This window comes from Janthinobacterium sp. 64, assembly GCF_002813325.1.
Classification (GTDB): domain Bacteria; phylum Pseudomonadota; class Gammaproteobacteria; order Burkholderiales; family Burkholderiaceae_D; genus Janthinobacterium.
In genome coordinates, this window is sequence record NZ_PHUG01000001.1 from 2,283,789 (window position 1) to 2,308,527 (window position 24,739).

24 protein-coding genes are annotated in these 24,739 nt (G+C 61.1%); 8 read left to right on the forward strand and 16 right to left on the reverse strand.

Annotated elements, in window-relative coordinates:
- Positions 1–62: 62 nt before the first annotated feature.
- A complete protein-coding gene (locus CLU91_RS09990; protein ID WP_100874028.1) occupies positions 63–1,184 on the forward strand; it encodes a cupin domain-containing protein in 1,122 nt (373 codons plus the stop codon).
- Positions 1,185–1,537: 353 nt separating this feature from the next.
- Positions 1,538–1,792 (forward strand): hypothetical protein, encoded by a 255-nt coding sequence (locus tag CLU91_RS09995; protein ID WP_100874029.1) that lies wholly within the window; start codon positions 1,538–1,540, stop codon positions 1,790–1,792.
- Positions 1,793–1,966: 174 nt separating this feature from the next.
- Here CLU91_RS09995 and bamC read toward each other — a convergent pair whose 3' ends face one another.
- The 8 genes from bamC to CLU91_RS10035 form a co-directional block, all read right to left on the reverse strand.
- The gene (gene bamC, locus CLU91_RS10000; RefSeq protein WP_100874030.1) at positions 1,967–3,160 is read right to left on the reverse strand and encodes an outer membrane protein assembly factor BamC; all 1,194 of its coding nucleotides are present in this window, start codon (positions 3,158–3,160) and stop codon (positions 1,967–1,969) included.
- Between the two features lie 80 nt (positions 3,161–3,240).
- On the reverse strand, positions 3,241–4,119 hold the full coding sequence (gene dapA / locus CLU91_RS10005; protein WP_100874031.1) for a 4-hydroxy-tetrahydrodipicolinate synthase: 879 nt from the start codon (positions 4,117–4,119) through the stop codon (positions 3,241–3,243).
- 84 nt (positions 4,120–4,203) lie between these two features.
- Positions 4,204–4,776: a class I SAM-dependent methyltransferase gene (locus CLU91_RS10010; RefSeq protein WP_099666949.1), complete on the reverse strand. Its 573-nt coding sequence runs from the start codon at positions 4,774–4,776 to the stop codon at positions 4,204–4,206.
- A 35-nt stretch (positions 4,777–4,811) separates the two neighbouring features.
- Positions 4,812–5,492, reverse strand: coding sequence for a site-2 protease family protein (locus CLU91_RS10015; RefSeq protein ID WP_198521297.1), 681 nt, complete (start codon positions 5,490–5,492; stop codon positions 4,812–4,814).
- Positions 5,493–5,586: 94 nt separating this feature from the next.
- A complete protein-coding gene (locus tag CLU91_RS10020; protein WP_100874032.1) occupies positions 5,587–6,210 on the reverse strand; it encodes an L-threonylcarbamoyladenylate synthase in 624 nt (207 codons plus the stop codon).
- A gap of 33 nt (positions 6,211–6,243) precedes the next feature.
- The gene (htpX, locus tag CLU91_RS10025; RefSeq protein ID WP_100874033.1) at positions 6,244–7,131 is read right to left on the reverse strand and encodes a protease HtpX; all 888 of its coding nucleotides are present in this window, start codon (positions 7,129–7,131) and stop codon (positions 6,244–6,246) included.
- Positions 7,132–7,223: 92 nt separating this feature from the next.
- Complete coding sequence (locus CLU91_RS10030; RefSeq protein ID WP_100874034.1) at positions 7,224–8,057, reverse strand: 3',5'-nucleoside bisphosphate phosphatase; 834 nt, start codon at positions 8,055–8,057, stop codon at positions 7,224–7,226.
- Positions 8,058–8,147: 90 nt separating this feature from the next.
- Complete coding sequence (locus CLU91_RS10035) at positions 8,148–9,023, reverse strand: alpha/beta fold hydrolase (protein WP_100874035.1); 876 nt, start codon at positions 9,021–9,023, stop codon at positions 8,148–8,150.
- 207 nt (positions 9,024–9,230) lie between these two features.
- Here CLU91_RS10035 and CLU91_RS10040 point away from each other — a divergent pair, with 207 nt between their 5' ends.
- From CLU91_RS10040 to CLU91_RS10060, 5 genes are all read left to right on the forward strand, one after another.
- Complete coding sequence (locus CLU91_RS10040) at positions 9,231–9,755, forward strand: gamma carbonic anhydrase family protein (protein ID WP_100874036.1); 525 nt, start codon at positions 9,231–9,233, stop codon at positions 9,753–9,755.
- Positions 9,756–9,759: 4 nt separating this feature from the next.
- Complete coding sequence (gene hslO / locus CLU91_RS10045) at positions 9,760–10,740, forward strand: Hsp33 family molecular chaperone HslO (RefSeq protein ID WP_100874037.1); 981 nt, start codon at positions 9,760–9,762, stop codon at positions 10,738–10,740.
- Positions 10,741–10,882: 142 nt separating this feature from the next.
- Positions 10,883–13,282, forward strand: coding sequence for a TonB-dependent receptor (locus CLU91_RS10050; RefSeq protein ID WP_100874038.1), 2,400 nt, complete (start codon positions 10,883–10,885; stop codon positions 13,280–13,282).
- Positions 13,282–14,412, forward strand: coding sequence for a glycerophosphodiester phosphodiesterase (locus tag CLU91_RS10055; RefSeq protein WP_100874039.1), 1,131 nt, complete (start codon positions 13,282–13,284; stop codon positions 14,410–14,412). The genes CLU91_RS10050 and CLU91_RS10055 overlap by 1 nt, the downstream gene beginning before the upstream one ends.
- Positions 14,413–14,564: 152 nt before the next feature.
- The gene (locus CLU91_RS10060) at positions 14,565–14,840 is read left to right on the forward strand and encodes a hypothetical protein (RefSeq protein WP_100874040.1); all 276 of its coding nucleotides are present in this window, start codon (positions 14,565–14,567) and stop codon (positions 14,838–14,840) included.
- Positions 14,841–15,066: 226 nt separating this feature from the next.
- Here the strand turns inward: CLU91_RS10060 and ftsB are convergent, their stop codons facing one another.
- The 3 genes from ftsB to CLU91_RS10075 form a co-directional block, all read right to left on the reverse strand.
- Positions 15,067–15,390 carry a cell division protein FtsB gene (ftsB, locus tag CLU91_RS10065; RefSeq protein WP_100874041.1) on the reverse strand — a complete coding sequence of 108 codons (324 nt, stop codon included), beginning with the start codon at positions 15,388–15,390 and terminating at the stop codon, positions 15,067–15,069.
- 61 nt (positions 15,391–15,451) lie between these two features.
- Positions 15,452–16,735 (reverse strand): phosphopyruvate hydratase, encoded by a 1,284-nt coding sequence (eno, locus tag CLU91_RS10070; protein ID WP_034750709.1) that lies wholly within the window; start codon positions 16,733–16,735, stop codon positions 15,452–15,454.
- 141 nt (positions 16,736–16,876) lie between these two features.
- Complete coding sequence (locus tag CLU91_RS10075) at positions 16,877–18,529, reverse strand: CTP synthase (protein ID WP_100874042.1); 1,653 nt, start codon at positions 18,527–18,529, stop codon at positions 16,877–16,879.
- 246 nt (positions 18,530–18,775) lie between these two features.
- On the opposite strand from CLU91_RS10075, the gene CLU91_RS10080 reads away from it, so the two are divergent.
- A complete protein-coding gene (locus CLU91_RS10080) occupies positions 18,776–19,183 on the forward strand; it encodes a PRC-barrel domain-containing protein (protein WP_100874043.1) in 408 nt (135 codons plus the stop codon).
- A gap of 91 nt (positions 19,184–19,274) precedes the next feature.
- On the opposite strand, the gene CLU91_RS10085 is transcribed toward CLU91_RS10080, so the two are convergent.
- From CLU91_RS10085 to CLU91_RS10105, 5 genes are all read right to left on the reverse strand, one after another.
- On the reverse strand, positions 19,275–21,533 hold the full coding sequence (locus tag CLU91_RS10085; protein ID WP_100874044.1) for a TonB-dependent receptor domain-containing protein: 2,259 nt from the start codon (positions 21,531–21,533) through the stop codon (positions 19,275–19,277).
- A gap of 31 nt (positions 21,534–21,564) precedes the next feature.
- On the reverse strand, positions 21,565–22,344 hold the full coding sequence (locus tag CLU91_RS10090; RefSeq protein ID WP_100874045.1) for an energy transducer TonB: 780 nt from the start codon (positions 22,342–22,344) through the stop codon (positions 21,565–21,567).
- Positions 22,341–22,766, reverse strand: coding sequence for a TonB system transport protein ExbD (gene exbD, locus CLU91_RS10095; RefSeq protein WP_100874046.1), 426 nt, complete (start codon positions 22,764–22,766; stop codon positions 22,341–22,343). Before exbD ends, CLU91_RS10090 begins: the two co-directional genes overlap by 4 nt.
- A 3-nt stretch (positions 22,767–22,769) precedes the next feature.
- On the reverse strand, positions 22,770–23,516 hold the full coding sequence (gene exbB / locus CLU91_RS10100; protein WP_100874047.1) for a tonB-system energizer ExbB: 747 nt from the start codon (positions 23,514–23,516) through the stop codon (positions 22,770–22,772).
- 105 nt (positions 23,517–23,621) lie between these two features.
- A complete protein-coding gene (locus CLU91_RS10105; protein WP_100874048.1) occupies positions 23,622–24,551 on the reverse strand; it encodes a ChaN family lipoprotein in 930 nt (309 codons plus the stop codon).
- Positions 24,552–24,739: the final 188 nt, after the last annotated feature.

Sequence of the window (24,739 nt, forward strand, 5' to 3'; positions counted from 1 at the left end):
TTATACCTTCACGCCGCCAACGGCAGGCGCATTCCTGCATTTCCGGTTGCTATAATGGGCGCATGAAAAAATTAACTCTCCTCGGCGACATCACGCCGGCGCAATTCCTGCGCGACTACTGGCATAAAAAGCCCTTGTTGATCCGTCAAGCCGTGCCTGGTTTCAAGGCCTTGTTCGATATCAAGGCCCTGGCCGAGCTGGCCACCCTCGACCACGTCGAATCGCGCCTGGTCAGCCATGCGGATGGCCACTGGAACATGCAGCAAGGCCCGCTGACCAGCCTGCCCTCGCTGAAACAGAAGGAATGGACCCTGCTGGTGCAGGGCGCCAATCTGCACAGCGCCAAGGCCGACGCCCTGCTGCGCCAGTTCCGTTTCCTGCCGGATGCGCGCCTGGACGACCTGATGGTCAGCTTCGCCACCGATGGCGGCGGCGTGGGCCCGCATTTCGATTCCTACGACGTGTTCCTGCTGCAAGGCCAGGGCAAGCGCCACTGGCGCATCGGCGCGCAGAAGGATCTGAGCCTGATCGACGGCTTGCCGCTGAAAATCCTCAGCAACTTCACGCCCGACGAAGAATTCACGCTGGAACCGGGCGACATGCTGTACCTGCCGCCCCACTACGCGCACGACGGCGTGGCCATCGGCGATTGCCAGACGTATTCGATCGGCTTCCGCTCGCCCACGTTCCAGGAACTGGGCGAAGCATTCCTGCAATTCATGGCCGACTCGATCGACTTGCCGGGCATCTACAGCGATCCCGACTTGAAAGCGTCGGGCAAGCCGGCGGAAATCCCCCGTGAAATGCTCAGCACCATCGCGGAAGAAATCAACAAGGTACGCTTCACGGAAGAAGACGTGACCATTTTCCTGGGCGAACACCTGTCGGAACCGAAACACAATGTGTTTTTCACGCCGCTGTCCAAGCCGCTGACGGTGGGCCGCTTCGCGGACGCCGCACAGAAAAAGGGTGTCGTGTTGTCACGCAAGACGCTGATGCTGTATCGTGGCAAGAATGTCTTCATCAATGGCGAATCGTTTGCCATTGGCAAGGCCGATAAAACGGCCTTGGAAACCCTGGCCAACGAACGCGCGCTCGATGGCGCCGCCGTGGCCCAGGCTTCCGATGACGTGATGGATGCCTTATATACCTGGTATCAGGATGGCTGGATCGAACTGGCTTGAATGGGTGCGGCGTAGCAAAGTGGTATGACAGTAGGTAAATTAACAGCATCTGCGTTAGCGCAATGAAACATATTATTTTTATATCGTTTTGTCGTGCTTTCGCAAAACACTTACACTTGCTTGCAATTTGCTTCGGCAAATATTGCGATATCACAAAATAGTTGCGAATTTGCCTCTTGCTCCTATTGCGACGCACCAAAAATCGCTATAATATTCGGTTAGGAAGTTTCCGTTGTCTGGCAGGCACCACCTGGTACGAAAAGCCTTCGAAGACGACCTAACGAGCGATAATTACCGGTAATTATTCATCGCAACAATATTGATTTATTTTTTGAAATAATTAAGGAAAACAAATGAAAAAATCCCTGCTGATCGCCTCCCTGATGGTTGTTGCTCTGGCTGCTTGCAGCAAAAAAGAAGAAGCTCCTGCACCAGCACCAGTAGTTGAAACCCCAGCAGCTGCTCCAGCAGTTGAAGCCGCTCCTGCTGCTGCTGCTGACGCTGCTGCTTCGGCCGCTACCGACGCTGCTGCTGCTGCTTCGGCTGCCGCTTCGGCCGCTACCGACGCTGCTTCGGCTGCTTCGGCTGCTGCATCGGCTGCTAAGTAATTTAGCACCCTGCATTAGGAAAAGCCGGCCTTCGGGCCGGCTTTTTTGCGTCCGGCGTTTTATCCGCAAGATATAACGCGGGACGCAGGCAATAAAAAAGGCTGACCCGGTTTGCACCGGGCCAGCCTTTTTTTGTGCGCAGCAGGTTTTTCAAACCTGCCGCTGCCACACTTCTTATTTCAACTGCTCGTTCAACAGGCCCAGGATCTTCTCTGCCACTGGCGAGGTATCTGGCTGGCCTTCGTTGCTGAGGATGCTGACCACGCTGGTCGCGCCATTGCCGGCCTTGACCAGGACGCGGTAGCGCTGCGCTTCCTTGTCCTTGTCGGACGACGAGCCCCAGCTGAACAGTTTCGAGAAGAAACCATCTTTCTTGACTGCATCCGGATCGACGTAACGCACGAAATACGTGCCTTGCGTACGGTCGCGGTCTTCCACCGTGAAGCCGACGCGGTCCAGCGCCAGGCCGACACGGCGCCAGGCGCGGTCGAAGCCTTCATCGACTTCGATGGCGCGCGCCGGCGTGGCGGCCTGGCCCACCAGCTTGGCGTGCTGCGGCTGCACGATGGCGGCGTCAACAGCCGTCTTCGCTTGCGCATCGTCGCTGGCCGCGCCCAGGCGCGTCATCAGCTTGGCCAGGAATTGCGCTTCCAGGCCCGGATCGTTCGGACGCGCGGTCCAGGTGGTGGTTTCCTTATCGCGGCCCGTAACGACCTCTTCCACGCCACGGTGGCTGATGTAGATCTCGGTCGAACCGTCAGCCAGGCGTTCCACGCGGGTGCGGAACTTGTCTTTTTCACCCGTCGAGTACATCGAATCGAAAGCCTTGCCGATGGTGTTGCGGATAAAGTCCTGCGGCAGCTTGGCGCGGTTTTCGTTCCACTCGGTTTCCATGATGCCAGCCGTGGGCTGGTCGATGGCGACGGTAAAGCCGGAATCTTCCCAGAACTGCTTGAGCTGCGGCCACAGCACTTCAGGCGACTGCTTAACGACCAGCCAGCGCTGGTTGCCCGCGCGCTCGACCTTCACGCCACCGGCCGTGACGGGCACGACACCGACCACGCCGTCGGCACCCACGATGACGGGCGTACCGGCCGTGGCGTTGCGCTGGGCGTTGTAGCCGGAAGCCGTGGCCACGCCGTTTTTCGAATCCGGCAAGGAATAACGGTTGTCCTGCTGCAATTGCGTCAGGTCAGGCGGCACGTCCAGGGTGCCGGCTTTCTTGACCGACTTGTAGTCGACCTTGTCGCCGCCGACTACCGAACTGATCATGCCACAGCCCGCGAGGCTGGCTGCGACGGCGCCGATGACGATGCCGCGGACGGCGATGGTGGCAGGCGCCGGTTTGGTTTTCTTGCAATTAGTCATGTCGTAACTGGATAAGAAGCTAAGTAGCAGCTGGAATCAGGGAAGGTCCGGACTGGTCAAGCCCGGGCTTGAAGTTCGGCTTAAGACAGGATGCCAGCGTCGCGCAAGGCCTCGCGCACGGTGGCATGGCAATTTTCAGCCAGTGGCACCAGTGGCAAGCGTATGCCGGCTGGCATCATGCCCATTTCGGCCAGCGCCCATTTGACGGGCACCGGGTTGGGCTCGACAAACAATTTCTGGTGCAGGGGGAAAACTTTGTTATTGATGGCGATCGCCGTGGCGCGCTCGCCCGCCATGGCTGCGACGCACAGTTCATGCATGGCGCGCGGCGCCACGTTGGCCGTCACGGAGATGTTGCCGTGGCCGCCGCAGAACATCAGCGCCATGGCCGTCGGATCATCGCCCGAGTACACGGCGAAGTCGGCTGGCACCAAACGCAGCAGGTCGATGCCACGGCCGATGTTGCCGGTCGCATCTTTCACGCCAACAATGTTCGGGATGGCGGACAGGCGCACGATGGTGTCGTTGCTCATGTCGGCAACGGTGCGGCCAGGCACGTTGTACAGGATGACGGGAATGTCGACGGCTTCGGCGATGGCCTTGAAGTGCTGGTACATGCCTTCCTGGGTAGGACGGTTGTAGTACGGCACCACTTGCAAGACAGCATCGGCGCCCGCTTCTTTCGCATAGCGCGTCAGTTTGATGGCCTCGGCCGTGGAGTTGCCTCCGGCACCGGCGATGATAGGAATGCGTCCCTTGGCATGTTCGACGGTCAACTTGATCAGTTCGCAGTGTTCTTCCACGCTGACTGTTGCCGATTCGCCCGTCGTGCCAACGATGACGATGCTGTCCGTACCCTCGGCAATATGCCAGTCGATCAGCTTGCGCAGACCTGGAAAGTCCAGACTGCCGTCAGCGTGCATCGGGGTGACGATTGCTACAATGCTGCCCTTGATCATAGTAAGTTTATAGCGCCGATAAATAAAACAACGATTGTAGCGGATAGCCCGCGCCTGTGGTGCATTCTGACATAGTATGGCCGCTCAAAACGTCGGCAGCAAGGCTGCCAACCGTGGAAAATCCGGCCTGACGGCACAAATTCGTTGCACCAGAGCAGCTTTTGGCTGTTCCACGCGCCCATCCTCGTACGCTACCACACGCAAGCCGTGCTGCACCGCCCAGGTCAGCATTTCGCCTTCCTTCAGCAGGAATTTCGGATTCGACGGCTTGCCGAACTGTTCATTGCCTTCGGCAAAGGTTTCATACAGCAGCACGCCATCGGGCGCCAGGCTGGCCACCATCGCTTCGAGCAAAGGCCGGTGCAGATAATTGGTGACGACGATGCCGGCAAAGCGGCCGGGGGCGAAGGGCCATACGGCGCCCGGCGCCTCCAGGTCCACCAGCGAGGTGGTGATGCCCGTGCCGGCCGCCTTTTCCAGCATTTCCGGATCGTGGTCGAGCGCGATCACGGGGTGGCCCAGGCTGACCAGGTGGCGCGCATGACGGCCCGCGCCACAGGCCAGGTCCAGCACTTCGCCACCCGGGATCAGGGGCGCCCAGCGGCGCAGCCAGCCGGAAATCGCTTCGGTTTCTAATATTGGTTCAGTGACTTGCATCGGTACTTCCATCAGTTAATTTCGTATTGGCAGCATCAACCCAGCAACATGCGCAACGGCAAGGTCATCGCATACAGTATCTCCACGGCCCGCTGGAGCACGCCGCTCAACGCCAGGCCCAAATAGCCTTTGTAGCTCAGGAAGATCAGCAGACCGAAGACAAAGGGCGTGTAGCGGTCGATGCTGGCGTACTTCCTGGACAAGCTGCCGGGCAGCAATCCGGCGACGATACGCCCGCCATCGAGGGGCGGCACGGGTATCAGGTTAAAGCAGAACATGACCACATTGACCGCCACGCCAGCCAGGCTCACCTCGTCAAGGTAGTCGCGCATGGCAAAACCCGGCGATAGCGTACTCAGCAAGACATGCGCAACCATCCAGCCAAACGCCATGACCAGGTTGGCCATCGGCCCTGCCAGCGCCACCCAGGCCATCTGCTTCTTCGGATTGCGCAGCCGGCTGAAATCGACAGGCACTGGCTTGGCATAGCCGAACGGCACACCAATCGCCCAATACAGAGTCAAAGGCAGCAGGATCGTGCCGAAAAGATCGATATGCCGGATGGGATTGAGGCTGAGCCGGCCCTCGTTCGAGGCCGTGGGATCGCCAAAATACTTAGCCATGTAGCCGTGAGCAGCTTCATGCAGAGAGATGGCAAACAGCACCGGCACCAGGTACACCGCGACCGTCTGTACCGTCACATTGATATCATTCATGACGCTGATTTTAACAGAGGCGTCCACCGTCCTTGCTTACGTTGTCATTAAGAACAGATGAAGACGGGCGCGGCAAAGGACGCGCCCTGCCCCGCTACAAACCCAGCACGGCCGGGTCGCCGCGTCCCACGCGCACCACTTCCGGCTCCGGCCCCGTCAGGTCGATCACGGTGCTGGGGCCATGCGCGCAAATGCCGCCATCGATGATCAGGTCGACCAGCTTTTCCAGCCGTTCGCGGATCGTGTCGGCATCCGTCAGGCTGTCTTCGTCGCCAGGCAGGGTCAATGTCGCGCCCAGCAGGGGCTGGCCCAGTTCTTCCAGCAGGCATTGCACGATGCGGTGCTGCGGCACGCGCAGGCCGATGGTCTTGCGCGAAGGATGGCTGAGGCGGCGCGGCACTTCCTTGGTCGCCTCCAGGATGAAGGTATAGGCGCCCGGCGTGCCCGCCTTGAGCAGGCGGAACTGGCGATTGTCCACGCGGGCATACAAGCCCAGTTCGCTCAAGTCGCGGCACAGCAGGGTCAGATGATGCTTTTCATCCACGCCACGGATGCGACGCAGGCGCTCGACGGCGCCCTTGTCGTCGAGCTGGCACACCAGCGCGTAGCAGGAATCGGTGGGCAAGGCCACCACGCCGCCGGACTGGATGATCTGCGCCGCCTGCTTGATCAGGCGCAATTGCGGATTCTCGGGGTGAATCTGGAAAAATTGACTCATGGTCTAGGTATTCTTAGTTATTGGCATTAGTTATCATTGTTGCACGCCACGCAGGGCGGCGATGCGTTGCTCGATCGGTGGATGGGTGGCGAACAGCGCGCCCCAGCCGCCATTGCCGCCGCTGATGCCCAGCGCCTGCATCGATTGGGGCAGTTCGCCCGGCGGCACGCCGCCCAGGCGGGCCAGCGCATGCATCATCGGCGTCGGGCTGCCCAGCAGCTTGGCGGAACCGGCATCGGCGCGAAATTCGCGCTGGCGCGAGAACCAGGCCACGATGATGGACGCGAGCAAGCCGAAGATGACTTCGCACACCATCACGGTGACAAAGTAACCGATGCCGCGCCCGCCGCCTTCGCGGTTGTTATTTTTCAGCAGCACATTGTCGACAAAGAAACCCACGACACGGGCCATGAAGACGACGAAGGTATTCACCACGCCCTGGATCAGGGTCAAGGTCACCATGTCGCCATTGGCGACGTGGGCGATTTCATGCCCCAGCACGGCTTCGACTTCATCGCGGTTCATGCTCTGCAGCAAGCCGGTCGAGACGGCCACCAGCGCCGAATTCTTGAACGCGCCCGTGGCGAACGCATTCGCGTCGCCTTCGTATACGGCCACTTCCGGCATGCCGATGCCGGCCCGCTCGGACAAGGCGCGCACGGTATTGACCAGCCACAACTCCGTCGACGAGGTCGGGTTATCGATCACGCGCGCGCCCGTGCTCCACTTGGCCATCGGTTTGCTGATCAGCAGCGAAAAGATCGACCCTGTAAAACCCACCACCAGCGAAAACACCAGCAGGCTGCCCAGGTTCAGGGTACTGCCGCGCGCCGGATTGCCCACGCCCAACAAGCTGAGGACGAGCGACAGCACCAGCATCACGGCCAGGTTGGTTGCAATAAACAGGACGATACGTTTCATGGGCGTTGGCTCCGGAAAAACAAGAATAGCTAAAGATAAGTGTGCAGCCGCGACTTTTCAAGCCCGCGCGGCAGGCGCAGGCCAGCCGCACCCTAGAACCAGTCGTGCCAGATAGGGGTCACGTTGGCGGGCAGCGGCGGCAGCATGGCAAAATCCACGCGCGACTCGCCTGGCGCATGGAAATCCGTGCCGCGCGAGGCGAGGAAGCCGTAGGCGTTGGCCAGCTGCGCGTATTCGGGATACTGGTCCGGACTGTGGCTGCCCGTGACGACTTCGATGGCCACGCCGCCGAGCTGCTTGAACTCATCGAACAGCACGCCTTGCGCCATCTCGCTGAAGCGGTAGCGGCCCGGATGGGCGATGACGGCCACGCCGCCCGCGCCACGTATCCAGCCCACGGCCTCGGCCAGGGTGGCCCAGCGGTGCTCGACATAGCCCGGCTTGCCTTCCGACAGGTATTTCTTGAACACGTCGGGGATGTTCGCGCATTTCCCCATTTCCACGATGTAGCGGGCAAAGTGCGTGCGCGACATCAGGTCCGGGTTGCCGACGAATTTCAAAGCCCCTTCATAAGCGTCGGGGATGCCGGCCAGGTCGAGCTGGCGGGCGATTTCGCGGCCGCGCGCATCGCGCCCCGAACGCGTCTGGTGCAAGCCCTGTACCAGACCCGGATTGTTTTCATCGACTTGCAAGCCCACGATGTGCACGGTCTGGCCGGCCCAGGTGATGGAAATTTCCACACCGGCCACGAAACGCATGCCCAGGTCCAGCGCGGCCGTGCGCGCGGCGGCCACGCCCGATACTTCATCGTGGTCCGTCAGCGCCCACACATCGACGCCGGCCTTGCGTGCGTGCGCAGCCACGGCGGCGGGAGACAGCACGCCGTCGGAGATATTCGAATGACAATGCAGGTCGACTTTAAGCATGTGAAAACAATACCCTGCACGGGCTCAGCATGGAAGAAGTTTTCATTGTACGCTGCTTGTCCAATCGCGCTGCGGCGTTCCCGACACACATCAGGCCAAAAAGGCTTCCACGAGACGCGCCAATGCCGCCGGCTGGTCATGGTGCAGCATGTGGCCCGCGTCCGCCATCATCTCGCAGCGCACCTCCTTGATGCAGGCCAAACGACGGTCGATTTCAATGCGCGCCTCTTCCTTTGGCCCCATCCATTGCCACATATTCGTATCATCGGCTTCCACCCACAGTACGGGCGCCGTGATGCGGCGCCAGCACGCCATCACTTCTTCCACCTGATACAGGATGGGATTGACCCGCTTGTGCTGCGGGTCGCCCATGATGTCCCACTCGCCCGCCTCGTTCTGCGCCGACCAGTGCTCGGCCAGGAACGCTGCGCGCGCGTCCGGCAGGCGCGGGTTGGTCTTTTGCAGGCGCTCGGCCACGGCCTTTTGCGTGGGATAGCTGCGCATCGCGGGCGGCTCGCGCAATTCATCGAGCCACTTGGCGTAGCGGCCCGGCGCCTGCTCCGGTTTTGTTGCCATCATGCCGAAGCCTTCCAGGTTGATGAAACGGCTGATGCGCTCGGGCCGCACGCCCGCGTACAGGCCGGCCACGTTGGCGCCCATGCTGTGACCGAGCAGGTTGACGGGCGCGTCCGGCGAATAGTGCAGCAGCATGGCGTCGAGGTCGGCCAGGTAGTCGGGGAACCAGTAGGTGTCCGATTGCGTGTAGTCGCTCAGGCCAAAGCCGCGCCAGTCGGGCGCGATCACATGCCAGTCGCCAGCCAGCTCGTCGACGACGAACTGGAACGAGGCGGCCACGTCCATCCAGCCGTGCACCATGAACAGGATGGGCGCCCCTTCGCGGCCCCAGTGGCGCACATGCGTGCGGGCGCCGCGAATGTTGATGAATTCGGAACGGGAAAGTTTCATGGGTTTCATCTGATTGCCTGCCTTGAAAGTGGCGCGGATGGCGCCACATGCTGTGTCTGTAGATAGTGGGGGCATAAAAGTACGACCGTTCGATAATTATACCGGATTGACGCCCGACGCTCGGACTTGCCCTACAACAGCGTAAAATAGCGCAAAACTCCCGCGTCCGGCCGTGCCTGGCGCTTCCACCACCGCCACAGGCTAACGATGACACTCTACCAATTGGGCGCCGATGCGCCACAGATTGACGCTTCCGCTTTTGTTGCCGACACGGCCAACGTGATCGGCAAGGTGACCCTGGAAGCGAACACGTCCGTATGGTTCGGCGCCACGCTTCGAGGCGACAATGAACGCATCACCGTGGGCGCCAACAGCAATGTGCAGGAAGGCGCCGTACTGCACACGGACCCAGGCTACCCGCTGGACATCGGATCGAACGTGACCATTGGCCACCAGGCCATGTTGCACGGCTGCACCATCGGCGATGGCGCCCTGATCGGCATCCAGGCCGTGATCCTGAACGGCGCGAAGATCGGCAAAGGGTGCCTGGTCGGCGCGGGCGCCCTGGTCACGGAAGGCAAGGAATTTCCCGACAATATGCTGATCATCGGCTCGCCGGCAAAAGCCGTGCGGCCCCTGACGGCAGACGATATCACCAGGCTACAAGGCAACGCCGTGAACTATGTGCAGCGCGGCCTGCTATTTAATACGCAACTCAAGAAGATTGGATAAGAGAATGACGACTGAAACCACAGGCGCGGTCAGCGCAACCGTTAGCGGCCAAGATACCCTGCAAAAATTTATTTTCGACAACGCCGCCGTGCGCGGCCAGTTCATCGACGTGTCCCACACCTGGCAGGAAGTGGTGTCGCGCCACGCCTACCCGACGGCCGTGAAAAAAGTGCTGGGCGAAATGGTGGCCGCCGCCGCCTTGCTGTCGGCCAACCTGAAATTCAACGGCTCCATCATCATGCAAATCCACGGTGACGGCCCCGTGCGCCTGATGGTGGTCGAGTGCGACTCCGACCTGCGCCTGCGCGCCACGGCCAAGCTGGACCCGGACGCCGCCATCCCCGACGTGGCCACCGTGCCGCAATTGCTCAACGCCACGGGCAAGGGCCGCTTCATCATCACCCTGGACCCGGCCGACAAGGTGCCAGGCCAGCAGCCGTACCAGGGCATCGTGCCGCTGGACGGCGACGACATGGCAACCGTGATCGAAAACTACATGTTGCGTTCGGAACAGCTCGACACGCGCCTGTGGCTGGCCACGGACGACAGCGTCTCGCGCGGCCTGCTGCTGCAAAAGCTGCCCCACCATGGCGGCAAGGCCGAAGCGACACCTGTCTCGGAAGAAGCGGCACTGGACACGTGGAACCGCGCCGTGATGCTGGCGTCGACCCTGAAAGAGGCGGAAATCCTGTCGACCGACATCGAGACCCTGATGCAGCGCTTGTTCTGGGAAGAAACCATCCGCGTCTTCGACCCGCTGCACCCGAGCTTCCATTGCAGCTGCACGCGCGAAAAAGTCGGCAATATGCTCAAGATGCTGGGCGAGGAAGAAGTCAACGGCACCCTGGACGAAGTGGGGCAAGTGGGCGTCAATTGCGATTTCTGCGGCCAGCACTATGCATTTGACAAAGTCGATTGCGCGCAGCTGTTCGTCACGGATGCGCCAGCGGAAGTGCTGATCCCTCCAGCAGCGAGCATTAACTAATTGTAATATTCCCCGCGCCGCCTTTCAGGCGGCGTTTTTTTTCCACTGTCATCGTTCCGTCATCAGTTCGTCATCAGCCCGTCACGCGCCGCCGTTACGCTGCGCAGCTTGTATTCCTCCCAATACTTTCCACAGGCTGATAATGACCACCCACTTGACGCTGGCCCTGCGCCGCCATTCCTTCCATGTGTTGCTGGGCGCTTGCGCCGCAGGCTTGAGTTTGCATGCCCTGGCGCAAACGGCCGTCGCCGCCGCCGTGGCCTCCGCCGCTACCGAGATGGCAGCGCCCGTTGATGACAACGCACCGATGACCACGGTGGAAATTTCCTCGCGCAAGACGCGTTCTTCCGTGGCCCTGAGCAAGAATGAAATCCAGAAAATCCTGCCCGGCACGAATCCCCTGAAAGCCCTGCAAACCTTGCCTGGCGTCAGCTTCCAGACGGCCGATCCATGGGGCAACAACGAGCAAAACCTGTCGTTGTTCGTGCATGGCTTTTCCGGCCAGCAACTCGGCTACACCATGGATGGCGTGCCGCTCGGTGACCAGCAGTACGGCAACTACAACGGCCTGTCGCCGCAGCGCGCCGTGATCAGCGAAAACGTGCGCAGCGTCGTGCTGTCGTCGGGCGCGGGCGATTTGGCCACGGCCTCGACCAGCAACCTGGGCGGCACCATCGAAACCTATTCCAGCGACCCGCTGGCCACGCAAGGCGCCAGCGTGCAGCAAACGGTGGGCAGCCACCGCACTTCGCGCACGTTTGCCCGCTACGACACGGGCGCCTTCGGCGACGGCAGCAGCGCCTACTTTTCCATCCTGCACCACGAAGCGCGCGCCTGGGACTTCGATGCGCGCCAGGGCGGCGACCAGTTCAACGCCAAATACGTCAACCGCAGCGAGGCGGGCAAGCTGACCCTGTTCTTCAATTATTCGGACAAGATCGAGCCGAACGAAGACAGCACCGTGCACGTGGCCGGCGAGACGAGCGCGCCCTACACGCGCCCCTTCCTGTACCCGAACTTCAAGGCGGCCCTCAATTACCTGTCGCCGACGGGCGCCACGCCTGCCGCCGACGGCAATAACTACCGCAATTACTACAGCGATGCGCAGCGCACCGATTACCTGGCCTACGCCAAGTTCGACGCCAACTTGTCCGATGGCATGACGTGGGCTAACCAGGTGTATTACCACAAGGATGACGGCGCGGGCGTGGTAGCCGGTCCCATCGGCGTGGCCGGCTTGCCGGGCCTGTTCAGCGTGTACTATCCGAAGCAGAATTTGAAGCAAGTCTTCGGCAACTCGGGCTACGCCGTGCGCACGACGGAATACGACATCAAGCGCGGCGGCTTTATTTCCACGCTGCGCAAGGAAATCGGCAATCACCAGCTCGAAGCGGGCCTGTGGCTGGAACAGAACCGCTCGTCCGCCTACCGCCGCTGGTATGCGCTCGACGTCAACAATCCGACCTCGCCGTATGACCGCCCCAGCAATCCTTTGATCACACAGTACGGCAGCGAGATCGACAACAAGGTGGTGCAGCTGCACTTGCAGGATGAATGGCGCATCCGCCCCGATATCGCCCTGCAAGCCGGTTTCAAGTCCAGCCTGCAATTCGCCGATGGCCAATTCCCCGTGCAGCCGGCCAAGGGCGCCATTTCCGGCGGCTCGACGGCCTTGCCAGTCGGCACCATCAACACGAAAAAATGGTTCTTGCCGCAAGTGGGCGCGCGCTGGGATGTCACGCCGCAAGACCAGCTGTATTTCAACATCCAGAAAAACATGCGCCAGTTCGTCACCTATGGCGGTGGCGGTGCCTCGCCATGGAGCTTGTCGAGCCAGGCTGCGTTTGATTTGTTCAAGCGCGATGCCAAGCCGGAAACGGCACTCACCTATGAAGTGGGCGTGCGCGGCAGCCATCCATTGAACCTGGGCGCCATCACGGCCATCGATGGGCAAGTCAACGTCTACCACGTCGATTTCAGCAACCGCTTGCTGCAGATCAGCCCAACGCCCGTGATTTCCTCCATCATAGGCGGCAATCCCGTGCTGGCCAACGTGGGCAGCGTGCGCACGGACGGCATCGATATCGCGGGCACCGTCCACTTCGGCAACAATTTCTCGTTCTACAATGCGCTGTCGTACAACCGCTCGCAGTACGCGGACAATTACAACAATGGCGCCGCGCTGGTCTTGACTGCCGGCAAGAACGTACCCGGCTCGCCGGAATGGCTGAACAAGTTCGTGGCCTCGGCAACGTTTGGCGATATCGAAGTACAGCTGACGGGAGACTATGTGGGCAAGCGCTACGCGACGTACACCAACGATTTATCGGTCCCCAGCTATTTCCTGATGGGCCTGGGCGTGTCGGGCAAGCTGCCGGCCATGGCCGGCTGGCTGAAAAACCCGCGCTGGAGAGTGAACGTCAGCAACCTGGCCAACCGCGAAGGCTCGCTGAACGTGGTGGTCGGTGCGGCCGACAAGACCTACAACACCTTCCCGATCGCCCCGCGCCAGGGCTTCCTCACCTTGACGGCGGATTTCTGATGCGCACATCAATCTTGCCGCAACGGCATTTTTCGCGCCGCAGCTTCGTGCAGGCGGCCGTGGGCGGCCTGGCGCTGGCCGCCGTGCCCGGCTTTGCGGCCGGCCTGCTGGCTCCGCCACCGGCGCGTCCGCTGGTCTTCGCCCACCGCGGCGCCAGCGCCCTGCGTCCCGAGCATACATTGGCGTCCTACGCCAAGGCCATCCTCGACGGCGCCGACTACGTGGAGCCCGACCTGGTCGCCACGCGCGACGGCATCCTCGTGGCGCGCCACGAAAGCAATCTGATCGACACCACCGACGTGGCGCGCCGGCCCGAGTTTGCGAGCCGGCGCGGCAAGAAGCTGGTCGACGGCGAATGGCACGAGGGCTGGTTCGTCGACGACTTCACCCTGGCCGAACTGAAAACCCTGCGCGCCATCGAACGGCTGCCGAAAGTACGTACCGGCAACACCTTGTACGATGGACAATTCCAGATCCCGACCTGGGAAGAGATCATCGATTTTGTTGCAGCGCAATCTGCCGCCAGCGGACGCATCATCGGCCTCGTGCCGGAGCTGAAAAGTTCCACCTATTTCCGCGATGCGGGCCTGGCGCTGGAAGACCGTTTCCTGTCGACCATGCTGGCGCACGAATACACGCGCCGCGCGCCGATCGAAATCCAGTCCTTCGAAGTGGCCAATTTGAAGTACCTGCGCGAGAAGCTGGGACGGCGCGCCAACGTGCGTTTGATGCAACTGGTGGTCGGTGGCGATATCCGCCCCATCGATGTCGTCAAGGCCGGTGGCAAGCTGACCTTCGGGCAAATGATCACGCCGGCCGGCCTGCGCGACATCGCCGCCTACGCGGACGTGGTGGCGCCGCCCACGCGAGCAATCATCCCACTGGGCGCCGACCAGCGCCTGGCCAAGCCCACCTCCATCGTCGACGATGCGCACCAGGCAGGCTTGCTGCTGCACACGTGGACCTTCCGCCCGGAAAACCGTTTCCTGGCAGCCGACTTCCGCGATGGCAATGGAGAAAACGCGCGCAACGAAGCGGGATCGGTGGCGGAAATGCGGCGCTATATCGAGACCGGACTGGACGGCTTTTTCAGCGACGATCCGGGCCTGGGACGCATCGCCGCCGGATAAACATTTCGTAACAATTTTAATTTCAGGGCGTGGCCGGCAGCTACGCCCTTATTATTCGTTTCTTGAATTTCTGAAATTGGAATTTGAAATTGGACGCATATCGCAAACTCCATTATTGTGCAATGCAACAACAGACCATTCATGGAGGGCATATGTCCACTTTTACCAACACCTACAGCAACGACAACGACAACTACTTCAGCAACCTGGGCCGCGCCACGCGCGCCTTCCTGGGCGCCCTGCTCGCTTCCAAGCCGTACAGCGCACTGGCGCAGAAGGAAGTCATCGCCAGCAGCGTCACCAATGAAGAGCGCTATGTGCGCCCAAGCAAGCGCGACATCGCCCTGCTGAACTCGGAAGCGGCACGTTACGAGCACCTGATGCCGAATCTGGCCTCCGAATTGCGCTTCCTGGCGTCGCGCGGATAACTCAATACACTTAAAGGAAATTTTATGATATTTCTCGAAACCGTACTGGTGAGCGTGGCTGTCGTGGTCACCGGCATCCATTTCTACCTGATCTCGACCGGCAAAGCCCGTTTCTGATCAGCAAGCAGCAAGGCAATCGCGTGCAGCAGTACAAGGTAACAAAGTAGTAATGTGACAGGTCAGCCTGGCAATCGGTCCAGGCTGGCAAGTGGGAAGTCGTACTATCTTAATGTGGCGCAGCAGCGTCCACCGGTGTTTCCAGCAGTGGCGGGGTTTGTCCCTTGCGCACGATCTGCACGAAAATCTCATTCTGTTTGACCATGCCCAGCTCAAAGCGGGCACGCTCCTCGACGGCGCCCGTACCATCTTTCAGGTCGCGCACTTCGGATTCGAGCTTGGCGTTTCTCGCCTTCAATTCCATATTCTTTTTATTAGCCAGCGCCACTTGGGATTCCATGTCGGCAACACGCAGCCAGCCGCCTTTACCCAGCCAGAGGGGAAATTGAATCAACAGCAGCAGGGCTGCCAGGGCGAGCGTAATCAGGCGCATGGGGTATTCAGTTAACAAACCGGCCGGATATCTCCGGCCGGCCAGTGGGTTTTACATCAGCTTACTTCAGATTATAGAACGCATCGCGGCCAGGGTAGCTGGCGATGTCGCCCAGGTCTTCCTCGATACGCAGCAGCTGGTTGTACTTGGCCATGCGGTCCGAACGCGACATCGAGCCGGTCTTGATCTGCAGGGCATTCGTGGCAACGGCGATATCGGCGATGGTCGAGTCTTCCGTTTCGCCCGAGCGGTGCGAAATGACGGCCGTGTAGCCGGCGCGCTTGGCCATTTCAATGGCGGCGAAGGTTTCCGTCAGGGTGCCGATCTGGTTGATCTTGATCAGGATCGAGTTGGCGATGCCTTTCGAGATGCCTTCTTTCAGGATCTTGGTGTTGGTGACATACAGGTCGTCGCCGACCAGTTGCACTTTCTTGCCCAGTTCCGCCGTCAGGATCGCCCAGCCGTCCCAGTCGCCTTCGTGCATCGCGTCTTCGATCGAGATGATCGGGTACTTGTCGCACCAGGTCGCCAGCAGGTTGGTGAACTCGGTGGCCGTCAGGCTCAGGCCTTCGCCTTCCATTTCGTACTTGCCGTTCTTGTAGAACTCGGACGCGGCGCAATCGAGGCCGATGGCGATCTGCGTGCCTGGCTCGTAGCCCGCTTCTTCGATGGCCTGGATGATCAGCTTGATGGCTTCTTCATGGTTGGCCAAGGATGGCGCGAAACCGCCTTCGTCGCCCACGTTGGTGTTCAGACCCTTCTTGTGCAGGATCTTTTTCAGCGTGTGGAACACTTCCGCGCCGTAGCGGACGGCTTCCTTGAACGACGGGGCGCCCACGGGAATGATCATGAATTCCTGGATGTCCAGGTTGTTGTCGGCGTGCGCGCCGCCGTTGATGACGTTCATCATCGGCACCGGCATCTGCATGGCGCCCGAACCGCCGAAATAGCGGTACAGCGGCAAGCCCGCTTCTTCGGCGGCAGCCTTGGCGACGGCCATGGAGACGGCCAGGATGGCGTTGGCACCCAGGCGCGATTTGTTTTCCGTGCCGTCCAGGTCGATCAGGGTACGGTCCAGGAACGCCTGTTCATTGGCGTCCAAGCCCATGATGGCTTCGGAGATTTCGGTGTTGATGTTTTCGCATGCTTGCAGCACGCCCTTGCCGAAGTAGCGCTTGGCATCGCCATCGCGCAATTCCACGGCTTCGCGCGAACCGGTCGAGGCACCCGACGGCACGGCCGCACGGCCCATCACGCCCGATTCCAGCAACACATCGCATTCGACGGTCGGGTTACCGCGCGAGTCCAGGATTTCGCGACCGATAATATCAACAATAGCACTCATGTCATTCTCCAAAGTTAAGCGTAACAGGGGGCTGCACACTGCGTTCTGATGCGCAATTGCACAAAGGGGGCAAAGAAACTCCCGGCGGGAACCATCTGGCCGGGAGCTGTCTTACGGGTAATACTGTGCGATCGACCGGCGTTATTCAGCGACGGCGTTGGCTTCCTTGTGCGCCAGCGCTGCCTTGATGAACGAGGTAAACAACGGATGGCCAGTGCGTGGCGTCGACTTGAACTCGGGATGGTATTGCACGCCCATATACCATGGGTGGGCATTTTCACCCGTGCGTGGCAATTCCATGATTTCGCACAAATCTTCGCTCGGCGTGCGGGCCGAGACGATCATGCCAGCCGCTTCGACACGGGCCAGGTAATGATTGTTGGCTTCGTAGCGATGGCGGTGACGCTCGGTCACCACGCTGCCGTAGATCTCGGCGGCCAGGGTGCCCGGATTGACGGCGCAGGTCTGCGCGCCCAGGCGCATGGTACCGCCCAGGTCCGAGTTTTCATCGCGCAACTCGACTTTACCATCGTGGTTTTGCCACTCATTGATCAGTGCAACGACAGGTTGATCCGTATCAAGGTCGAACTCGGTCGAATTCGCGTTCGGCATGCCTGCCTTGTTGCGCGCGTATTCGATCAGGGCCACTTGCATGCCCAGGCAGATGCCCAGGTAAGGGATCTTGTGCTCACGGGCGAACTGGGCCGCCTTGATCTTGCCTTCCACGCCGCGCTTGCCGAAGCCGCCCGGTACCAGAATGGCATCGTACTTGGCCAGGTTCTCGCAACCGGTCGTTTCGATTTCTTCCGAATCGATGTACTCGATGTTGACGCGGCTTTCCGTGTGGATGCCGGCGTGGCGCAGCGCTTCGATCAGCGACTTGTACGACTCGGTCAGCTCGACATACTTGCCGACCATGCCGACGGTCACTTCCGCCTTCGGGTGCTCCATCGTGTAGATCAGCTTGCTCCAGATCGACAGGTCGGCCGGTGCCGGATCGAGGTCCAGCGCGTCGCAGATGATCTTGTCGAGGCCCTGGTCGTGCAGCATTTGCGGCACTTTATAGATGGTGTCGACGTCCCACACGGAAATGACGGCGTCTTCCTCGATGTTCGAGAACAGCGAGATTTTCGCGCGCTCGTCTTCCGGGATGGCGCGGTCGGCGCGGCACAGCAGCGCGTTTGGCAAGATGCCGATTTCGCGCAGCTTTTGCACCGAGTGCTGGGTCGGCTTGGTCTTCAGTTCACCGGCCGAGGCGATGTAAGGCACCAGGGTCAGGTGGACGAAGGCCGTGTTCTTGCGGCCGGCGCGCAGGCTCAGCTGACGCGCCGCTTCCAGGAAGGGCAACGATTCGATATCGCCGACGGTGCCGCCGATTTCGCACAGGGCCACGTCGTAGCCTTCGGCGCCACGGCGGATGTAATCCTGGATTTCATTGGTGATATGCGGAATCACCTGCACGGTCTTGCCCAGATATTCGCCCCGGCGTTCCTTGCGGATCACCGATTCATAGATCTGGCCAGTGGTGAAGTTATTCACCTTTTTCATGCGGGTGGAGATGAAGCGCTCGTAGTGACCGAGGTCGAGGTCGGTTTCGGCCCCGTCATCGGTGACGAAGACTTCACCGTGTTGCATAGGGCTCATCGTGCCAGGATCGACGTTGATATACGGGTCGAGCTTGAGCATGGTGACTTTAAGGCCGCGCGATTCGAGGATCGCGGCGAGGGAGGCGGCGGCAATCCCTTTTCCAAGGGAAGACACAACGCCACCAGTGACGAAGACAAATTTGGTCATTGCAGATGGTGCCGAACGGCACGTGCGGGAAATTGAAATTATACACTAAAGCCCGCCTGCGTCACTTCCCGCGCACGGAAATTTGCGGCAAATGCCGACTATTCCGCCCTCTCCTGCTGTCTACGCACAACAAAATTACCCGATGGCAATAATTGAAATATTTCCAATTCCATATGTTGTGTGGGCGAGCGAACAGACCCTGCCGCGCCCCGGCGGCAGACTGGCATTTTCAACAGGAGGTCCATCATGAGCTACGAAGAACGCGACGCCTATGGCATGTATGTCAACCGCGGCCACAAAGGTCCCGGCCCTGAACTGATGGGCGCCGACACCCTGATCGGCGACCATGTGCACAACGCCAAGGATGAACACCTGGGCGAAATCAAGGAAATCATGCTCGACATGCGCAGCGGCAAGATCGCCTACGCCGTCATGTCGCACGGCGGCGTCTTCACCATCGGCGAAAAACTGTTCGCCGTGCCCTGGGAAGCGCTGCTGCTCGACACCGTCAACAAGCGCTTCACATTGAACGTCGACAAGGAACGCATCGAAAACGCGCCCGGTTTCGACACGGATAACTGGCCGAACATGGCCGATACCACGTGGGTGAACTCCATTCACAGCTATTATGGAACGACACCACGCGAATATTAAACAGTTGGCCTCATTTGGGGTCAGACCCGCCGGGGGCATGCGGTCCAATGGACCGCATGCCGATTCCAAAGGAACTGACCCCAGCTTTAAACTAGAACCGGTACTCCAGCCCCGCCACATACGTCCTGCCCCGCGCCGTGCTCAGCGGCGTGTTGTCCTGCGATTGCGACGGCATCGAGTTCAGGCGGTTCAGCGCTTCCGAGAAATCCTTGTTCATGGCGTTCTGCACGGACAGGCGCAGGAACAGGTTTTTTGACACCTGCCAGCTCGCATACAAGTCGATCACGGCCGGGATCTTCGGATTGTCGGCCTTGAGCACTTCGCCCGTCGCTTCGTCGGCTTCGTTGTCGGGCGACAGGCGGCGGTTCGAGCCCGTGTGCTTGAGGATGGCGCCCACTTCCAGCTTGTTGTCCAGCAAGCGCGTGCCCACGTCGAGATTGTAGTACACGCTGGGCAGCTCGCTGATGTCGGCCGCGCCAAACCAGGCGCTGGCGATCGAGGTGGGCTGGCGCGTCGTTTCGCGCGTGTACGACAGGCGCGCATACGCCGGCCCCAGCTGATATTGCGCTTCCAGCTCCCAGCCGCGCGAATACACGGGCGTGGCCGAATTGATGTAGATATACATATTCGTCACGTAGTCATCCACATTCTTCCAGTCATTGGCCAGCACTTCCGCGATATTGCACTTGCGGCCGCTGTCGCACACAAGGAAGGACTGGCTGGTGATATAGCCGTCGATCTTGCTCTTGAAATACAGGGCCTTGAAGTTCAGCACATCATTCTTGCTCAGCAAGCCATGCAGGCTGGAATTGAAGCCCAGCTGATAAGTGCTGGCCCGCTCGCCCTTCAGGAAGGGATTCATCGAAGCACCGCCATCGTTGGAAAAGAATACTTCCTGCGGATTCGGCCCGCGCATGGTGCGCTCGGCGCTGGCGAATGGCTGGAACCATGGCGCCACTTGCGCGGAAACGAGCAGCGATGGATTGATGCCATGTTCCTTGAGCGCGATATTGCTCGCCCCTTGCGGGAAACACTGCACGCGCAGGTCGCAGGCGGGCTTGTGGCCGGTCAAGTCAAAGTGCGTGGTGTTCAGGCCCGCATTGACCTGAACCATCCCACGGTTGTATTGCAGGCCCGCATACAGGCTGCTGATCTTTTGCACGCCCTCGGGCCCGAACGTATTGTTTTCAATCGATTGCTGGTTCGCGTCCGGATTATCCGGGTCGTCGACCAGGCTTTCCACGTGCTTGCTGTACTTGTTGCGCATCAGCTTGCCACCGACGGTCACCAGCGCGTCACCACCGGCCAGTTTGAAACTGCTGGTGTTGTTGATGTCGATGGCGTCGGCGCGGTTGGCCGCATTCGTGTTGATGAAATTGGTCAGCGCCTCGGGCATGTATTTCTGGTTGCCGCGGCTGCTGCTGGCCACCACATTGAGGTCGATCAATTCGGAAAACGGCGTGTAGTGATATTTGACGTAGTAGTCATTGCTGTGGATGTCGCGGCGCGTAAAGGTGCTGCGGTAATCGCGCGCCGACAGCTCCAGCGCGTGGAAGTCGCTCAATTTGAGGTCGAGCTTGAGCAGTTGCGACTTGGGCTTTTGCTTGTAATAGCGGTTGTAGCCGAAACCGAATTCCTCGCTGTTGACGCCCTTCGCATTCTTGTAGTTGTTGCCGATCACGCTGGCACTGGTGGCCGCCATGAAGCCCACGCTGCCGCCATCGAAGGCGGGATTTTTCATGGCCACGGCCAGCATGGCGCTGCGTCCCACGCCGTTATTGCCGGTCGACATCTTCGTGCGCGCCCCATTTTTTTCACCGCTGAAGACGACATCATCGACGCCGATGGTGCGGAAATTGGCGCTGCCGGCCAGCGCATTGACGCCGTCGCCACCGACGACATTACCACGCGACACATCCACGCCGATGATGAAGTTCGGGTCGATCAGGGCGCCGAACTGGCTGCTGGGCACGCCGCCGTGCGACACGGACGACGGCGCGCTGCCATAGTAATTCTGGCTCACGCCATCGACCATCATGTTCACGCGCCCCAGCCCCGACAGGCCGCGGATGTTGACGCTGACGGCGCCCTGCGCCGGGTCGATCTGGGTAAACGTGCCTGGCATGCTGCGCACGATCTGGTCGACGCTCTGCAAGCGCGTATCCGCGCCGCGCGCGCTGACGGCGCCCGGCTTTTCCAGCGCCTGCTGTTCCGCCGAAACAGCCTCGCCCGATACATTCAGCGGCGAAAATTCCACCTTGCCACTGTCTTGCGCCTGTTGCGCCCATGCCTGCTGCGCCAGCAAGGCCAGGCAAACGCCCACGGCCTGCGTCATTGTCTTGATATGCATACACCCTCGATTTCTTATGTGATTGAAAAATTCAGCTGGCGCCGTGGCCGCTCCCGGCATCGAGCCGGAACGACACGGGCAAAGTGACCGTCACCGTGCCCTGGCGCAATACGCTGGCCGGTGGCGCCGGCAACGGTTGCGCGCGCTCAAGCACTTGCAAGGCTTCGCGGTCGAGCAGCACCGTGCCCGACGAGGTGACCAGTTCGCTGGCCAGCAGCTTGCCATCGCGGTCCACCTGGAAGCGCACCCAGGCGGCGCCAGCCTTGTTGCGCTGGCGCGCGTCGCCCGGATAGCGCTTGAAATGGGCCAGATGGCCAAGCACCCGGCTTTGCCAGCTGGCCGGCGCGGCATTGGTCGACGGCGTGTCGCTGTCGAACGGCGCCGCCTGCGGGCCGCGCACGGGGCTTGGTGCCGGCGTGGCGCTGCTGCTGGCCTGCGCGGGCAAGGACGCTTCCTTGGCGGCATCCTTGCCGGGATCGGGCGACGGACTGGTTTCTGCCTTCGCCTCTTTTTCCGCCGCGACGATGTCCGGCGCGGCGGCACGCGCCAGCACCGGCAAGGCTTCCTGCCGGACTGCACTTTTGGGCGGCCGGGCGGCGCTGGAGGCGGCCGACTGGCGCGCGCCCACGGCATGCGCCACCTGTGTTTCCGGCGACATCGCTTGCGCGGCAAAGACCAGCATCACGCTGGCGGCCGGATTGGCGGGCGCGACGCTGACGGGCCGCCAGGCCGCCCACAGCAGCAGCGCCAGCGCGCCCGCCATCACCAGCGACGTGGCGATGCCCCAGCTCAATACCGGACGCGCAGTCACCCGCCCTCCCGGCCGACCAGGCCCACTTTCAGATAGCCGGCCTGGCGCAGGGCATCCATCACGCCCAGCACGTCTTCATATGCGGCTTGCTTGTCGGCCTGGAAAAACAGCGTGCGCTGGCGGTCGCCGCCCGTTTGCGCATCGAGCAGGCTGCCCAATTGCTCGCGCGCCACGGGAGATTCCCCCAGATACAGGCTATGGTCGGCTTTCAGGGAAACGAACAGGGGCTTGTCGGGACGCGGCTCGGGCTTGGCCGTGGCAACCGGCAAGTCGATTTTCAGGTCGACGGTGGCCAGCGGCGAGACCACCATGAAGATGATCAACAGCACCAGCATCACGTCGATGAAGGGCGTGACATTGATCTCGCTCAATTCCTGCATGTCGGCCGTATCGTCGTCAGGTGACGGAAACAGGGAAGCCATGGCTCAGGCCTGCTGGCGCATGTCGAGGTCGCGGCTCAGCATCAGCAGCACTTGCGCGGAAGCGGCACGCAGCTGCGCCTTGACCTGGTTGATGCCACGGCTGAGCACGTTATAGATGACGACGGCCGGTATCGCCGCCACCAGGCCCAGGGCGGTGGCCAGCAAGGCTTCCGCGATGCCGGGCGCGACTGTCGCCAGATTCGTGCTCTGGCTGACGGCGATGCCGATAAAGCTGTTCATGATGCCCCACACGGTGCCGAACAGGCCGACGAACGGCGCCACGGCACCGATGCTGGCCAGCAAACCGATGCCTTGCGTCATCGCGCGCACTTGCTGCGCGATTAACTGTTCCTGGCGGAAACCGGCCCGTTCTTTCAACGCCGCCGCCGGCGCATGCGCGTGCGACAAGCTCAGTTCCTGCTGCACGTCATCGAGCAACCGTTGCGCCAGCAAAGACGCCCCGCTCTTGACTGCCGCGTCCGGCAAGGAAGTCGCCGACTTCAGCATGGCGACGGCCAGCGCCGCCTCGCGCCGCGCTTGCAGCAAGCTGGCGCCCTTCACCAGCAAGACCACCCAGGTGGCCAACGCGGCGATCAACAGGCCGATGAGCACGCTTTTGACGACCTGGTCGGCGGCGAAGAACATGCCCAGCGGCGACATGTCGTGCGGCAAGGCGGACGCTTGTGCGCCGGAATGAAAGATGAAAAGAAACACGCCGCCGGCAGCGGCTTTGATACAGGAAATACGCATGGAAGCTTCAACAGGTAAGAAAAAATCGGACGGACTACCTGGCTGCTGCTAAGAAGCTTGCTGGGGAAGAGTGCCGGGCAGAACGCCCGGCGGCAGTACAAGGAATTACTTGGCGCTGGCGACGGCGGCTGCGGCGGCGGCTGTTACTGCCGGCGTGAACCAGACGAAATCGGCCTGCGGCGCCAGCACCGTGGCGCCCTGCTGTGCCAGCACCAGCACCAGCGGCGCCGGGCCGCCCGTCAAGTCCTGCACGTGCAGCGGCACGCCCAGGTCCTTGTGCGCATGGTAGGCGCCAGCGATCAGCACGGCCGGCGCGGGCGCGGCCAGCAGGCGCTCGGCCATGCGGCGGTCGCGCTGCTGCTGCACCGACAGCATGGCGGCCAGGCGCGGCGCGTCGATCTGGTTGTCGTGCATGACGCGGATGATGTCTTTCAGTTTGTCATGCACCTTGCCATCGTTGGCCAGGTTCGAATGCTTGCCCTGCACGGCCGGCTGGTCGATAAACAGTTGCTTGATCTCGCTGCGGTCCAGGTTGGCCGACCAGACCGGGTATGGCGCGCGCATCACTGTCATGACCAGCTCGCCATATTGCGCCCACTTCCAGCTCGGTTGCCAGGCCAGCAGTTCGGCCACGTGTTCGGGACGCACGACGGGGTCCGTCTGCAGCCACGGCTTGACCTTGTCGACCTTGACTTGCTGGTCCGGGTTCAGCATTTCCAGCAGCACGCTGCCTTGCGGGCGCTGGCCCTGCAATTGCTGCAGCAGCCATTGCTCGATCTGGTGATGGCTGAGCTGGTCATGCTGTTCGCCGATGATGACCCTCGGCGCGGCGGCCAGCTGGGCCAGCAATTGCTCGGCGCTCAGGCGCTGGCCGCTGCGCAGGTCGACGATCTGGCCCAGCTGGCGCACGTCTTGCGCGGAAGCAGGCGTCACGGCGGTGGCGCCGGAACCGGTGGCTGGTGCGACACTGCTGCAGGCGCTCAGCGCCAGCACGCAGGCGGGCAGGACGGCGGCGAGGGACAAGGGGAATTTCATGGCAGGGCCTTTCGGGTCTGAGCACGCATTGCAAAATAACTACTGGCGGGCATTCTAATAGAAATGATTCTCATTTACAACTAGTGCACGGCAAACCCTGCGGATTTTTTTACAAGCGGCAAAAAATCAACATGGTGCTTCGGTGAAATCCCCGGGCGCGGAGTAGAATAAAAAAAACGGAGGACTCG

Excerpts from the sequence above, each read along its gene's own strand:
- bamC (WP_100874030.1), bottom strand. The coding sequence starts at position 3,160 with ATGACTAATTGCAAGAAAACCAAACCGGCGCCTGCCACCATCGCCGTC.
- CLU91_RS10085 (WP_100874044.1), bottom strand. The coding sequence starts at position 21,533 with ATGCATATCAAGACAATGACGCAGGCCGTGGGCGTTTGCCTGGCCTTG.
- exbB (WP_100874047.1), bottom strand. The coding sequence starts at position 23,516 with ATGCGTATTTCCTGTATCAAAGCCGCTGCCGGCGGCGTGTTTCTTTTC.
- hslO (WP_100874037.1), top strand. The coding sequence starts at position 9,760 with ATGACGACTGAAACCACAGGCGCGGTCAGCGCAACCGTTAGCGGCCAA.
- CLU91_RS09990 (WP_100874028.1), top strand. The coding sequence starts at position 63 with ATGAAAAAATTAACTCTCCTCGGCGACATCACGCCGGCGCAATTCCTG.
- CLU91_RS10080 (WP_100874043.1), top strand. The coding sequence starts at position 18,776 with ATGAGCTACGAAGAACGCGACGCCTATGGCATGTATGTCAACCGCGGC.
- CLU91_RS10030 (WP_100874034.1), bottom strand. The coding sequence starts at position 8,057 with ATGCTTAAAGTCGACCTGCATTGTCATTCGAATATCTCCGACGGCGTG.
- CLU91_RS10020 (WP_100874032.1), bottom strand. The coding sequence starts at position 6,210 with ATGAGTCAATTTTTCCAGATTCACCCCGAGAATCCGCAATTGCGCCTG.
- CLU91_RS10015 (WP_198521297.1), bottom strand. The coding sequence starts at position 5,492 with ATGAATGATATCAATGTGACGGTACAGACGGTCGCGGTGTACCTGGTG.
- CLU91_RS10050 (WP_100874038.1), top strand. The coding sequence starts at position 10,883 with ATGACCACCCACTTGACGCTGGCCCTGCGCCGCCATTCCTTCCATGTG.
- CLU91_RS09995 (WP_100874029.1), top strand. The coding sequence starts at position 1,538 with ATGAAAAAATCCCTGCTGATCGCCTCCCTGATGGTTGTTGCTCTGGCT.
- eno (WP_034750709.1), bottom strand. The coding sequence starts at position 16,735 with ATGAGTGCTATTGTTGATATTATCGGTCGCGAAATCCTGGACTCGCGC.
- CLU91_RS10035 (WP_100874035.1), bottom strand. The coding sequence starts at position 9,023 with ATGAAACTTTCCCGTTCCGAATTCATCAACATTCGCGGCGCCCGCACG.
- CLU91_RS10105 (WP_100874048.1), bottom strand. The coding sequence starts at position 24,551 with ATGAAATTCCCCTTGTCCCTCGCCGCCGTCCTGCCCGCCTGCGTGCTG.
- CLU91_RS10010 (WP_099666949.1), bottom strand. The coding sequence starts at position 4,776 with ATGCAAGTCACTGAACCAATATTAGAAACCGAAGCGATTTCCGGCTGG.
- CLU91_RS10060 (WP_100874040.1), top strand. The coding sequence starts at position 14,565 with ATGTCCACTTTTACCAACACCTACAGCAACGACAACGACAACTACTTC.
- CLU91_RS10055 (WP_100874039.1), top strand. The coding sequence starts at position 13,282 with ATGCGCACATCAATCTTGCCGCAACGGCATTTTTCGCGCCGCAGCTTC.
- CLU91_RS10040 (WP_100874036.1), top strand. The coding sequence starts at position 9,231 with ATGACACTCTACCAATTGGGCGCCGATGCGCCACAGATTGACGCTTCC.
- exbD (WP_100874046.1), bottom strand. The coding sequence starts at position 22,766 with ATGGCTTCCCTGTTTCCGTCACCTGACGACGATACGGCCGACATGCAG.
- dapA (WP_100874031.1), bottom strand. The coding sequence starts at position 4,119 with ATGATCAAGGGCAGCATTGTAGCAATCGTCACCCCGATGCACGCTGAC.
- CLU91_RS10075 (WP_100874042.1), bottom strand. The coding sequence starts at position 18,529 with ATGACCAAATTTGTCTTCGTCACTGGTGGCGTTGTGTCTTCCCTTGGA.
- htpX (WP_100874033.1), bottom strand. The coding sequence starts at position 7,131 with ATGAAACGTATCGTCCTGTTTATTGCAACCAACCTGGCCGTGATGCTG.
- ftsB (WP_100874041.1), bottom strand. The coding sequence starts at position 15,390 with ATGCGCCTGATTACGCTCGCCCTGGCAGCCCTGCTGCTGTTGATTCAA.